This is a genomic window from Clostridium fallax, assembly GCF_900129365.1.
Lineage (GTDB): Bacteria > Bacillota > Clostridia > Clostridiales > Clostridiaceae > Clostridium_AH > Clostridium_AH fallax.
In genome coordinates, this window is the sequence record NZ_FQVM01000002.1 from 123485 (window position 1) to 136965 (window position 13481).

Annotated in this window: 13 protein-coding genes and 1 other annotated feature (1 of these 14 cut by a window edge); of the genes, 7 read left to right on the forward strand and 6 right to left on the reverse strand. The window is 28.1% G+C overall.

Going from position 1 to position 13481, the window contains the following annotated elements:
- Positions 1 to 157, reverse strand: a binding site (T-box leader) (it extends 88 nt beyond the left edge of the window).
- 111 nt (positions 158 to 268) lie between these two features.
- A complete protein-coding gene (locus BUA70_RS01880; protein ID WP_072892536.1) occupies positions 269 to 679 on the forward strand; it encodes a cytochrome b5 domain-containing protein in 411 nt (136 codons plus the stop codon).
- Between the two features lie 139 nt (positions 680 to 818).
- Here the strand turns inward: BUA70_RS01880 and BUA70_RS01885 are convergent, their stop codons facing one another.
- Complete coding sequence (locus BUA70_RS01885) at positions 819 to 1517, reverse strand: metallophosphoesterase family protein (protein WP_072892537.1); 699 nt, start codon at positions 1515 to 1517, stop codon at positions 819 to 821.
- A 164-nt stretch (positions 1518 to 1681) separates the two neighbouring features.
- Between BUA70_RS01885 and BUA70_RS01890 the strand changes: the two genes are divergently transcribed.
- Positions 1682 to 2758 (forward strand): M24 family metallopeptidase, encoded by a 1077-nt coding sequence (locus tag BUA70_RS01890; protein ID WP_072892538.1) that lies wholly within the window; start codon positions 1682 to 1684, stop codon positions 2756 to 2758.
- Between the two features lie 185 nt (positions 2759 to 2943).
- On the opposite strand, the gene BUA70_RS01895 is transcribed toward BUA70_RS01890, so the two are convergent.
- From BUA70_RS01895 to BUA70_RS01910, 4 genes are all read right to left on the reverse strand, one after another.
- Entirely contained in the window at positions 2944 to 4173 is a 1230-nt protein-coding gene (locus BUA70_RS01895; protein WP_242977365.1) for a NupC/NupG family nucleoside CNT transporter, read from the reverse strand.
- Between the two features lie 62 nt (positions 4174 to 4235).
- Positions 4236 to 5054 (reverse strand): purine-nucleoside phosphorylase, encoded by an 819-nt coding sequence (locus tag BUA70_RS01900; protein WP_072892539.1) that lies wholly within the window; start codon positions 5052 to 5054, stop codon positions 4236 to 4238.
- 55 nt (positions 5055 to 5109) lie between these two features.
- Positions 5110 to 6282, reverse strand: coding sequence for a phosphopentomutase (locus BUA70_RS01905; RefSeq protein WP_072892540.1), 1173 nt, complete (start codon positions 6280 to 6282; stop codon positions 5110 to 5112).
- Positions 6283 to 6428: 146 nt separating this feature from the next.
- Positions 6429 to 7448, reverse strand: coding sequence for a LacI family DNA-binding transcriptional regulator (locus BUA70_RS01910; protein ID WP_072892541.1), 1020 nt, complete (start codon positions 7446 to 7448; stop codon positions 6429 to 6431).
- 456 nt (positions 7449 to 7904) lie between these two features.
- Here BUA70_RS01910 and BUA70_RS01915 point away from each other — a divergent pair, with 456 nt between their 5' ends.
- Positions 7905 to 8480, forward strand: coding sequence for a YdcF family protein (locus tag BUA70_RS01915; RefSeq protein ID WP_072892542.1), 576 nt, complete (start codon positions 7905 to 7907; stop codon positions 8478 to 8480).
- 76 nt (positions 8481 to 8556) lie between these two features.
- Here BUA70_RS01915 and murC read toward each other — a convergent pair whose 3' ends face one another.
- Entirely contained in the window at positions 8557 to 9930 is a 1374-nt protein-coding gene (gene murC, locus BUA70_RS01920; RefSeq protein ID WP_072892543.1) for a UDP-N-acetylmuramate--L-alanine ligase, read from the reverse strand.
- Positions 9931 to 10134: 204 nt separating this feature from the next.
- Here murC and BUA70_RS13005 point away from each other — a divergent pair, with 204 nt between their 5' ends.
- The 4 genes from BUA70_RS13005 to spoVG all read left to right on the forward strand — a co-directional run bounded on the left by BUA70_RS13005 (position 10135) and on the right by spoVG (position 13456).
- Positions 10135 to 10272, forward strand: coding sequence for a clostri-philic family protein (locus BUA70_RS13005; RefSeq protein ID WP_159429628.1), 138 nt, complete (start codon positions 10135 to 10137; stop codon positions 10270 to 10272).
- 444 nt (positions 10273 to 10716) lie between these two features.
- The gene (locus tag BUA70_RS01925; protein WP_072892544.1) at positions 10717 to 12027 is read left to right on the forward strand and encodes a hemolysin family protein; all 1311 of its coding nucleotides are present in this window, start codon (positions 10717 to 10719) and stop codon (positions 12025 to 12027) included.
- A gap of 241 nt (positions 12028 to 12268) precedes the next feature.
- Entirely contained in the window at positions 12269 to 13084 is an 816-nt protein-coding gene (gene purR, locus BUA70_RS01930) for a pur operon repressor (protein ID WP_072892545.1), read from the forward strand.
- A gap of 90 nt (positions 13085 to 13174) precedes the next feature.
- Entirely contained in the window at positions 13175 to 13456 is a 282-nt protein-coding gene (spoVG, locus tag BUA70_RS01935; RefSeq protein ID WP_072892546.1) for a septation regulator SpoVG, read from the forward strand.
- The last annotated feature ends 25 nt before the right edge of the window (positions 13457 to 13481 follow it).

Below are 13481 nucleotides of genomic sequence, written 5' to 3' on the forward strand. Positions count from 1 at the left end.
TAACGGTATGAACCCGTCTAAGCCTACTTGTTATAAATTATAAGGTTCGGTTAGAAACTCAGAGATGTTTTTCAACATAGGCTTTGTGTAAACCTCTCACCATCGTTTACTCGCTGAAACTTAGTCCTAAATTTACTCTTCTCATCATAGTTTATACTTTTATAAAGTTATGAATATATTAATTTTACAACAAAATTTTAATATTTGCAAACAATATATAATAAATATATAAGTATATTATGTATGTTAGCAGGGGAATATACTATTTATGAATGAAATATTAAAATCTAAACTTAATCAAGTAAATATAGTAAAAAAAACATTAATTTACTGTGAGGATAAAAATTTAAAAAGTATTACAGTTGAAAAATTAAAAGAACTACTTTTAGAAATAGAAAAGCTAATATTTTCAAGTGATAAGAAAGATAAATGTAGAATTATTGAGATAAAAAGGGAATTTACTTTAAAAGAATTGGTTAAATACAATGGTCAAGGTGGAAAGAATGCTTATGTTGCAATAAAAGGAACAGTATATGATTTAACATCAGAGAAGTCTTGGATAAATGGAGTCCATCATGGTTTAATTGCAGGAAAAGATCTTACTGATGAATTTATGAAGTGTCATAAAAATGATATAAACTTAAAAGATTTAAATATTATAGGAACTATAAAGGAATAAAATTTTACAGAAAAAAATTTATAAATATATAAAAAGATATGAGCTAGCTCCTTTTTCTAATATAAACTTTAAAAAATATTATATAGAAAAAGGAGTATCTCTAAAGTTACCATTTATTTTAAAATAAAAGAGAATATTTTTATTCTAAACCAGTTCTATAAGAGTTAATAAGAGAACTAGGAAAATTTTTCATTTCCATATCTTTTATTGTCTTATGGAAATCATATGAAAGCTCTTTTATTTCTATTTTTGTATTTGTATCTTTATTTAAGTCTATAATTACATAAGTAGAATTTGGTCTTCCTATCTTAGGTTTTCCTACACTACCGTCATTTATAAGAATCTTATTTCCGAAATTTTTAGTGTAAGGTATGTGAGTATGAGCACAAACTAAGATATCTCCTTTAAAATTATTCATGATTTCATCTAAGTCACTTTTATTTTCTAACATATATTCATTAATTGCTCTAGGGCTACCATGTACAAAAGTTATAGTTTTATCTTCAAATTTTAAAGTGATGTTTTCTGGTAAAGAAGCTAAATAATATCTGTTAGAAGCTCTAAGCTCTTCTACAGTCCAAGGAAGTGAAAATGAGTTTATTGTTGTATCTCTTATAAATGTAAATCCATTATCTACAACTGATGCATCATAGTTTCCTTTAAGACAGATAATATTTCTTCTTCTTATCATAGCTATGACTTCATTAGGATGTGGACCATAACCTACTAAATCTCCTAAGCAAATTATTGTGTCTACTTGCTGATTATCAATATCCTCTAAAACCTTAGTTAAGGCATATATATTTCCATGTATGTCTGATATAACTGCTATTTTCATCTAAAGTCTCCTCTCAACTTTCAAATTAATAATATTATATCATCAAAAGATGCTATAAAGCTTTTAAAAAAATTAATTTAAAAAATATTTAAACCTTTATATTAATGTTATAAACAGATATAATTTTATTATAGATAGATTTTTTTGGGAGAGGAGAAAGATTTATGAATAAAAGTAGAATAAACAAAGTTCTTTGCTGTATGGAAAAAGAGGGATTAAAACAAATGATAGTTTCTTCCCCAGCTGCTATATTTTATTTAACAGGTAAATGGATTGAGCCTGGAGAAAGAATGCTTACATTATACATAAATGCTAAAGGGGATAAAAAATTAATTATAAATAAGTTATTTCCAACAGAACCTCAAAGTGGGCTAGATTTATTATGGTACTCAGATATAGAGGATCCTATAGAATTATTAAGTACTATCATAGATAAAAATGATGTATTAGCTGTAGATAAAACTTGGCCAGCACATTTTTTAATAAAACTAATGGATAAAAAAGCTGCAAGAGGATTTGTAAATGGATCACCAATAATAGATAGGGTAAGAATGATAAAGGATGCAGAAGAAATCGAATTAATGAGAAAAGCATCTTTAATAAACGATAAAGTTATGGGAGAAATTTTTAAAGAGATTTCAAAGGATAATAGCGAAAAGAAAATGTGTTCATTATTAGGAGAATTTTATGAAAAAGAAGGAGCACAAGGTTTTTCTTTTGAACCTATAGTTGCATATGGAGCAAATGGAGCAGATCCACATCACAGTAATGATAATTCATTGCCTAAAAAGGGTGACTCTATAACTATAGATACAGGATGTAGAAATAAATTTTATTGTTCAGATATGACAAGAACATTTTTCTATGGAGAACCATCAGAAGAAAGCAAAAAGGTTTATGAGATAGTAAGAGAAGCTAATTTAAGAGGTATAGAAAAAGTAAAAGCAGGAGTTAGATTCTGCGATATTGATAAAGCTGCTAGAGACTATATAGAAAGCTTTGGATATGGAGAATATTTTACTCATAGAACTGGTCATAGTATAGGTATTGAAACTCATGATTTTGGTGATGTAAGTTCTATAAATAAAGAGCAAGTAAAACCAGGAATGATATTCTCAATAGAACCAGGAATATATCTACCAGGTAAAGTAGGAGTAAGAATTGAAGATTTAGTTGTAGTGACAGAGGATGGCTGTGAAGTTCTAAATCATTATACTAAAGATTTAATAGTAGTAGAGTAGTAAAATAAAAGTAATAGGATATGTTGCTAAATGACTAAAATTAGTTATTGTAACTCTCTTTTTTAATAAAACTATAATAAAATGGCTTAGGATTAAATCTTATATTTTGTAAAATTAAATAAAAGCAACAAAGTTTTACTTTGTTGCTTTTATTATTTTAACTCTTATGCATATATATTTCTTTATTATTTAAATAATATTCCAGCTATTGTAGCTGTCATAAATGTAGCAAGTGAACCACCGATAAGTGCTTTCACTCCAAGTTTAGCTATTATAGGTTTCTTTTCTGGTGCTAAACCACCTATACCACCGATTTGAATAGCTATAGAACTTATATTAGCGAATCCGCAAAGAGCGAATGTTAATATAGTAACTGTTTTAGGTTGTAAAACTGACATTTTTTGAACTAAGCCAGTGTAAGCTATAAATTCATTAATTGCAAGTTTTTGACCTAATAATTCTCCAGCAGTTATTATATCTGATCCAGGAACACCCATTAAGAATGCTATTGGAGCAAATAATCTACCAAGGATCCAATCTAAGCTAAGTTGAGGGAATCCAAATAATCCACCACAAGCACCTAATATTGCGTTAATAAGAGCTATTAAAGCAACGAATGCTAAAAGCATAGCAGCAACGTTTAATGCTAATCCTAAACCATCACTAGCACCTTGAGCAGCAGCTTCAATAACGTTAGCCTTTTTCATATCAACATTAAGTTCAGCACCAGCTTTAGTAGCTGATTCTTCAGTTTCAGGAACCATTATCTTAGCTAAAACTAATCCAGCAGGAGCAGCCATAATACTAGCTGCAAGAAGTTGACCAGCGTCAACACCCATAGCAACGTATCCAGCCATAACTCCACCGGCAACAGTTGCCATACCACCTACCATAATAGCCATTATTTCAGATTTAGTCATGGTAGCTATGTAAGGTTTTATTAATAATGGGGCTTCAGTTTGACCTAAGAATATATTACCAACAGCACTTAAAGTTTCAGAACCACTTGTTCCTAATAACTTAGCTATACCTGATGATATAACTTTAATTACTGCTTGCATTATTCCTAAGTGATAAAGTATTCCCATTAATGCTGAGAAGAATATAATAGTTGGTAATACTTGTAATGCAAATATCATACCATAAGTTTTTTGATCCATAAGATTTCCAAATAGGAATCCACTACCTTCTTTAGTAAAGTCTAATAGTTTAGTTATGGCATCACTTAAAACTTGGAAGACCATTCTTCCAGGAGGGAACTTTAAAATTATTAGTGCGAATACAACTTGTAGGCCTAATCCAGTAAAAACAAGTTTCCAATTTATCTTTTTCTTGTTTTCAGATAATAGAAAAGCTATACCAATTAGAACTACTAATCCGATTATACCTATAAATTTATCTAAAAATATGTTCACTTCATTTGTACTCCTTTTTCTTAAATTTGAGTTTCTTAAAAATTTTAGTGATGGTTAGTGTATTAAAGTTCTTTTATTATATTAGTCATAAGAGTTATAAACTTATCTTTCACTAATGCTGAAGTTTCCATAACTTCTTCGTGATTTAAAGGTTGAGCTAATATTCCAGCTGCCATGTTAGTCATACATGAAACTCCAATAACCTTCATTCCACAGTGATTAGCGATAACAACTTCAGGAGCAGTTGACATTCCAGCAGCGTCTCCACCTAATATTCTAGCCATTCTTACTTCAGCAGGAGTTTCGTAAGTTGGACCTGAGAACATGCAGTAAACTCCTTCTTGAAGATCTATGTTAAGTCCTTTTGCAATCTCTTTAACTCTGTCTCTTAAATCTTTATCATAAGCATTTGACATATCAGGGAATCTAGTTCCAAACTCATCTAAGTTCTTACCTAATAAAGGATTAACTCCACATAAGTTTATGTGATCTGATATAAGCATTAAATCTCCAGGTTTATAACTTGTATTAACAGCACCAGCAGCGTTAGTTACTATAAGAGTTTCAACTCCTAAAAGTTTCATAACTCTAACTGGGAAAGTTACTTCATTCATTGGATATCCTTCATAGAAGTGGAATCTTCCTTGCATTGCAACAACTTGTTTTCCTTGGAAAGTTCCGATTACTAATCTTCCAGCATGACCTTGAACAGTTGAAACAGGGAAGTTTGGAAGTTCTTCATAAGGATAATATTCAGCATTTTCGATTTGGTCTGCTATAGCACCTAATCCTGAACCTAATATTAAACCTAACTCTGGTTTGTACTTAGTTTTTGATAATATAAAATCAGCAGCTTCTCTTATTTTTGTTGATAAATCCATTTTATTCACCTCATAATATAATTTATTAATTTAATTTTTTATTAACTTAATTGTTTTATTTAATTATTTCGTTTAAGAAACTCTTACCATTCTTGATTTTTTCAGTATCAAATATATCACATACTGTTTGACCTATATCAAAGAATCCAGTTCTTTCTCCCATGTTGTGGTTAGCTTTTAAAGTTTTACCATAAGCTAAGAATGGAACATATTCTCTAGTATGATCTGTTCCAGGGTATGTTGGGTCACATCCGTGGTCAGCAGTTATAAATAAGACATCATTTTCATTCATATTTTCTATTATTTCTGGTAATCTCTTATCAAAATCTTCTAATCCTTTACCATAAGCAGCAGGATCATTTCTATGTCCCCACTTCATATCAAAGTCTACTAGGTTAGTAAATATTAAACCTTTTTTATTTTCTTTTAAGTAATCTATAGTTTTATCAACACCGTCCATGTTGTCTTTAGTGTGTACAGCATCAGTTATACCTTGGCCAGAGAAGATATCTTCTATTTTACCAACACCCATTACACTTAATCCTTTTTCTTTTAGCATATCAAGAGTTGTTTTATATGGTGGTAATAAAGCATAATCTCTTCTATTAGGTGTTCTTGTGAAATTTCCTGGAGTTCCTACAAATGGTCTTGCGATTACACGAGCAACTGAATGGTCGCCAGTTAACATTTCACGAGCTATCTTACAATATTTATATAAATCTTCTAATGGAACGATTTCTTCATGAGCAGCAATTTGGAAAACGCTGTCTGCTGAAGTATAAACTATAAGAGCACCAGTTTCCATATGTTCTTTACCAAGTTCATCTAATATAACTGTTCCAGATGATGGCTTATTTCCTATAACTTTTCTTCCAGTAAGTTTTTCAAATTTTTCTATTACTTCGCTAGGGAATCCGTTAGGATAAGTTGGGAAAGCAACCTCTGATTCTATTCCAACCATTTCCCAGTGTCCTGTTACAGTATCTTTACCGTTTGATTTTTCATGTAATTTACCAAAGCAACCTATTGGTGCATCACATTTATCAATATTTTTCATTCCGTCTATATTTCCAAGACCTAATTTAACCATGTTAGGTAAGTTTAATCCTTTGTTAAATTCAGCAACGTGACCTATAGTATTTGCGCCCTCATCGCCATATTTCTTAGCATCAGGAAGAGCTCCCATGCCTACGCTATCTAATACAATCCAAACTACTCTATTAATCATAACAATCACCTTTCATTTCTCTAAATTATTTAAAAGTATTTTACCCATTATAGTGTTAATTAATAATAAGTAAGAGAACTTGTAAAAAAGTTCTAAAATTTGAAAGCGGTTACTTAAATATCATTAAACAACTTTGAAGCTGCTTATTATTTTATAAGTTTTTCAGAACCTAGAAGAACTAGTTCTGGTGTTAAGGTTATCTTTTTAAGTTCTAAATCTTCTGGTTTTTGTAATGAATCTAATAGAAGATTCATTCCTATTCTTCCAAGCTCAATGCTTGGACCATTTATATGACTAATTTTTAATCCTAAGATATTTAAAAGATCAATTCTATCAAAGGATATTAATGACATATCATCTGGAATTTTATAGTTACTCTCAAAAAGTGCATTAATACAGCCAAGAGTCATTAAGTTATTACTTACGAAAATAGCAGTTGGCTTTTCTTTTAGACTTAAAATCTCTTTAGTAAGGTTATATCCACTTTCTTGTCTATAATCACCATAAAAAATATATTGAGGATCTAGAGGAATGTTGTTCATAATAAGAGCCTTCTCATAGCCTAAAAGTCTATCCTTTGCAGGTTTTGAACTCATTCTACCAGTTATTATCGCTATTTTTTTATGACCTTCTTTTATTAATGCCTCTACTGCGTCATAAGAACCTTTGATATTATCAACAAAGATTCCAGAAAAATTAGAGTATTTTAGTTGTCCATCAACTAAAATTACTGGAATTCCTAAACTATTAAGAGTTTTTAAATATTCACTATTTACATCGTTATCTGCAGATGTTGGAGATATTATTAATCCTCTTATTCTTTGTTCCCTTAAAGCTTTTATTGATTTAAGTTCTTTTTTTATAGATTCATTAGAATCACAAAGAATAATATTAAGATTAGTATTATCTGCGACTTCACTAATTCCTCGTATAACTTCTCCAAAAAATGGATTTGCTATATCAGGAACAATTACTCCTATTGTTGAAGTTTGATTTTTTGACAAACTTCTTGCTATTGCGCTAGGTGTATAATTAAGTTCCTTAATAACAGCTAACACTTTTTTTCTAGTTTCATCTTTTACATACCCAGAGTTATTTAGAACTCTTGATACTGTGGCTAGAGAAACACCGGCCATTTTTGCTATGTCGTTTATTGTTACTGCCATGTCTCTACCCCCCTTTAAAAGATATTATAATGTATACATTATAATATTGAAACAAATATTTCTAAAAAATGAACAAAATAATTAATTGAAAAGCTCATTGAAAACGCTTTCCATTAATAAAGATACAGTATTTTATAGAATAAATCAATAGATAAAATTGATAATTTTTTGTGAACTTACATTAAATAAATTAAATTGCAACTAAAAAAAATGCGAAGAATGGCGATATAACAAGAAATATAATAAGTTGCAGAAAATAATAATAACCATAAAATTACTATAGAAATATCAAATAAATATTATAGGTGTTATATATAATACCTATTGGATTAAAATTTATTGTAAAGATATTGTTATCTTGTGTTATAAAAAATCTTTGATAATAATAATAAAGAGTTTAAATTATGTAACTTATTTATAAGAAATTTATATTATTAAAATAAGGAGAAATTTATTATGAAGAAGAAATTAAAAATGATAGTATTCCTTTTTATTATTATATTTTTTCTATTTGAGATTTATATTTTTTCTGTTCCTATGATTTTAGCACCTAAAAAAAGTGATGCTATTATAATTTTAGGCTGTAGAGTAAATGGAGAAACTCCTAGTAAATTTTTAGTTGATAGAACTATGGAAGGAGTTAAACTATATAAAGAAGGATATGCTCCTTATATAATAGTATCTGGTGGTCAAGGGGATAAGGAGAATATATCGGAAGCGGAATGTATGAAAAGAATATTAGTAAAGGAAGATATACCTGAAGATAAGATAATATTAGAGGATAACTCTAAAAATACTAATGAAAATATAAAAAATTCATCAAAGATAATGAAAAATGAAGGATTTAAAAGTGCTATATTAGTTTCAAATAGATTTCATTTAGGAAGAGTAAAGATGTTAGCTAATAGATATAAAATAGATGGTAGTTATACAGGAACATTTAATACTAAATATCAATATTTACTTCATGAAATTTTTGGGGCTATTAGAGAAATTCCTGCTATAATTAAAGATTTTATTATAAGATGTTAATAAATATATTATTTATAATAAAAAAATAAAGGTGTATGAAAGCATAACATAAACTTTCATATACCTTTATTTAATATTATTTCAAAAATAGTTCTCCTACCTTTACAACATCGCCAGCTCCTACAGTTAGTAGAAGGTCTCCTTCTTTTGCAATGTCCTTTACATAATTACAAGCTTCTTCATGTGAATGAACATTGGTACACTTAATACCCTTAGCTCTTAATGCATTACCTAATTCATCAGAACTAACTAAGCCAGTATCTTTTTCTCTTGCAGCATAAATGTCCATTAAAACTAATTCATCAGCTTTATCAAAGCAGTTTGTAAATTCATTAAATAAGCTTTTTGTTCTTGTATAAGTATGTGGTTGGAAGACACATATAATTCTATTGTGATCTATTTTTTCAGCTGTATTTAAAGTTGCGTTTATTTCTACTGGATGATGTGCATAATCATCTATTACTGTAATATTATTTTTGGTGCCTTTAAGTTCAAATCTCTTATGGGCATTTTTAAAGGACTCAAGACCCTTAATAATATCATCATTAGAAATACCAAATATTAATCCAACACATATTGCAGAAAGGGCATTTAATATATTATGTTTACCTGCTGCATTAAGATGAAGTGTGAATAAATTTTCGCTATCTTTATAAACATCAAAAGTAGGGCATCCAGCTTTATCAAAGACTATATTTTTAGCAGTTATATTTCCATTCTCTAGACCATAGCTTAAAATATTACATTCAGCTTTATCTAAAATTTCTCTAACTCTAGAATCATCTCCATAACCTATAAGATATCCATCTTTAGGAATTAACTTAGAGAATTTTTCAAAAGCTTTTTGTATATGATTTATATCTTTATAATAATCTAAATGGTCAGCATCTATATTTAATATAATGCCTATATATGGATAAAACTTTAAAAAGGATTCTTTATATTCACAAGCTTCGGTAATAAAATATTCACTATTACCAATTCTGTAGTTACCTTCTATAACATCTAAATTTCCACCTACTAGTATTGTAGGATCTACATTGGCTTGTAGTGCTATATGAGAAATCATAGATGTACATGTAGTTTTTCCATGAGTTCCTGCAACAGCTACATTATACTTATGACCTTTCATGATTTGTCCTAAAAATTCAGCTCTATCCATCATGCTTATGTTTAATTTTTTTCCTTGTTGAATCTCAGGATTGTCACTTGAAATTGCAGCAGTATACACTATAAGGTCAACATTTTTTATATTTTCAGCCTTATGACCTATGTATATTTCAGCACCTTTTTCTTTTAATTTATTTGTAGTTTCTGATTCCTTAGCATCAGAACCTGAAACTTTATAACCTCCATTTAAAAGTACAGCAGCTAAACCACTCATACTTACTCCGCCAATACCTATAAAATGAACTTTTTTATGTTTATCTTTAATAAAATCGAATGACAAAATATCAACTCCTTTTTAGATACCATCTTTTATATATCATTTATAATTATATACATTTTTTAAAAAATGAACACAATTAAAGGATAGATTTACAATAATTTTATGAAAAAGATGTAAAAATGGTTACTTAAAATTATTTATTTTTTAATATGAATTAAATTTATGATAAATAGAAATCATAAATTTATGAAAGAGGTGATTAATATGAATAAAAATAAGATTAGAAACAATGTTACAGATGATGGAGAAAGAAGACAAAGAATTAAGGAACATCAAAACAATAAAAGAGAAAAACAAAATCCTGCAGAATATAAAGATTTTGAGGGAAATGAAATTAAATAATTAAAATTTTAGCCATTATTAGCTTTTATGAAAGTTAATAATGGCTTATTTTATATTAATTATAAGTAAGCTTTTATTAAACTTATGCATAAAATATATTAAAAATTAGTATAAATATATAGTTAATTTTTAATATATTTAGAATTATAGTTTAATAAAAACAAATATAATATATTTAAATTAATGAAATTTAATACCATAAATCAATAAAAATAGGTAATATTTATGAATAATTTTGAATAATATAATAAGTATGAAGTTTATATGATGAGAAGAATAAAGCAATAATATGAAAAGAAGAGTTAAAATAATTTATATATCAAAATAAAGATTACAAGAGGTTTTTCAAATATTAAGAAAGTTTGTAAAAAATATATTGCTATGCTATATTCAATTATAATTAATAAAATATTATAAACTTAAAAAACAAGGGGGTTTTTTATAATGGATTCTGGGCCTGTCGGGAGTATGCTGATACAGTTAATGTTAATTGTTATTTTAATTTTGGTGAATGCATTTTTTGCATCAGCAGAATCAGCTATACTTTCTATCAATAAAAATAAAATAAATTCTTTAATAGATAAAGGAGATAAGAGAGCAAAAGATTTATTAGCTATTATAGAGGAACCAAACAGCATTTTACCTACCATACAAGTTGGTATTACAACTGCAGGTTTTTTAGCATCAGCTATAGCTGCTACTACAATCTCTAATAGCTTGGCTTCGATTTTAAGTAGAAATAATATTCCGTTTAGTAATACTATATCTATGATTTTCATAACATTAATGCTTTGTTATGTAACATTAGTTTTTGGAGAAATTATTCCTAAAAAAATGGCAATTAAAAATCCAGAAGGAATAGCTTTAAATTCTATGAAGCCAATTAAGATAGCTTATATTTTGATGAGACCTTTTATTAAGATTTTATCTTTTACATCTAATGCTTTATTAAAAATTATCAATATTAAAGAAACTCCAAGGGAAGAAAAGGTTTCTAAAGATATTATTAAATCATTAATAGAGACTGGTGAGGAACAAGGCGCCTTAAATTCTTCTGAAAGAGATATGTTAGAAGGTATAATTGAATTTGATAACAAAATGGCAAAAGAGGTCATGACTCCTAGAACTGAAGTATTTAGCTTAAGCGTAGATGCACCTATAAGAGAAATATCTTCAAAATTATTGTATGAAAATTTCTCAAGAGTTCCAGTATATGAAAAAGAGATAGATAATATAATTGGTATTCTTTATATGAAAGACTTTTTCTATGAGGCAAATAGAAGTGGAATAGACAATATAGATTTAAAGAAGATACTTAGAAAACCATATTTTGTTCCACAATCAAAGGCTATAGATGAGCTTTTTTTCGAATTAAAAGATAGTAAAAATCATATGGCTGTATTAATAGATGAATATGGTGGATTTTCTGGTATTGTTACTATAGAAGATTTAATAGAAGAAGTTATGGGAGATATTTTCGATGAGTATGATGAAGCTCAATGCGATATAAAAAAGATAGATGAAAAAACTTATGTTGTAGACGGTCTTTTATCTATTAATGAGTTGAATGAAAGGTTAAATGTCAATATAGAAACTGATTGCTTTGAAACAATAGGTGGATTTGTTGTAAGCTTAATAGGAAATATACCTAAAAAAGATGAAAGCAAAAAGATAAAATATGAAGACATTATTTTTGAAGTTGAAGAAATTAGTTCGAAAAGAATTGAAAAGATAAAACTTTGCTTAGCAGATTAAAATTAATATAAATAAAAAGCTTGTAGAATTCTACAAGCTTTTTATTTATTAATCCATTGTATGTATAAAATCATAAAAAGAGGGTTAAAATAAATAGTGGACAGATAGAAAAATCGCCTAAATATAATAAATACCAATGAAAGATATTGATATTAATATTAATATTGAATACAATATGAATAATAACATAATTATTTATAAGATAATTCGTGATATAAATTTATATATGTAGGTGATGTTGGTGGAAAAATTAAGTAGAAATAGCCGTGTAGTCGCTATTACAAAGATTTTAATAGAGAATCCTAATAAAGTAATTGGATTGAACAGATTTTCGGAATTATTAAATGCAGCAAAGTCTACTATAAGTGAAGATTTGGTAATAGTTAGAGAAGTTTTAGAAAAGTTAAATATGGGAAAAGTAGAGACTATATCTGGAGCTGCTGGAGGAGTAAAGTTTATTTGTGATATAAGTGAAAACGATAAGTTAGACTTTGCAAATGAATTATGTGAAATTTTAAAGAATAAAGAAAGAATTGTTCCAGGAAATTTTATTTTTATGACTGATCTAATGTATAATCCTCAAATAATAAGTAGGGCAGGTAAAATTCTTTCTACATACTTTATAGGAAACGAGATAGATTATGTTGTAACAGTTGAAACCAAAGGTATTCCTCTTGCTTATGAAGTAGCTAGAAATTTAGGGGTGCAACTTGTAATTGCAAGAAGAGAAAATAAAATAACAGAAGGTTCTACAGTTACAATTAATTATGTTTCAGGATCATCAGGAAGAATTCAGCAAATGACACTTTCAAAAAAATCATTAAAATCTGGAAGTAAGTGTATATTCATAGATGACTTCATGAAGTGTGGTGGAACTGCGAAGGGGATAAAAGATTTATTAAAAGAATTTGATAGTGAACTTATTGGAATTGGTGTTTTGGTAGATAACATAATAGCAGAGAAGAAGCTAGTGAATAACTATGTTTCTATAGTTGAACTTTCAGGGGTAGATACAGATGGAATTGTCAATATGACACCATCAAAGTTTGTTAAATAAAAAATTTTCAAAAAATTCTAGTAAGAAAAAGAGGATTTTTTATTTTAATATAGAAATATATATCATAAAAGCAACTGGAGGTGTAGTGAAGTGCAAATCACAGACGTTAGAATCAGAAAAATTGCTACTGAGGGAAAAATGAAAGCCATAGTATCAGTTACATTTGATAACGAGTTTGTTGTTCATGACATTAAAGTTATCGAAGGTCAAAATGGATTATTTATAGCAATGCCTAGTAGAAAGACTCCAGACGGAGAGTTCAAAGATATTGCTCATCCAATAAATACTGATACTAGAGAAAAAATTCAATCAGCTATTCTAGCTGAATATGAGAAGGCTAAAAATTCAGAAGTAGAAATAAGTGAAGAATAAATAAAAGGAAGTTTAAACTTCCTTT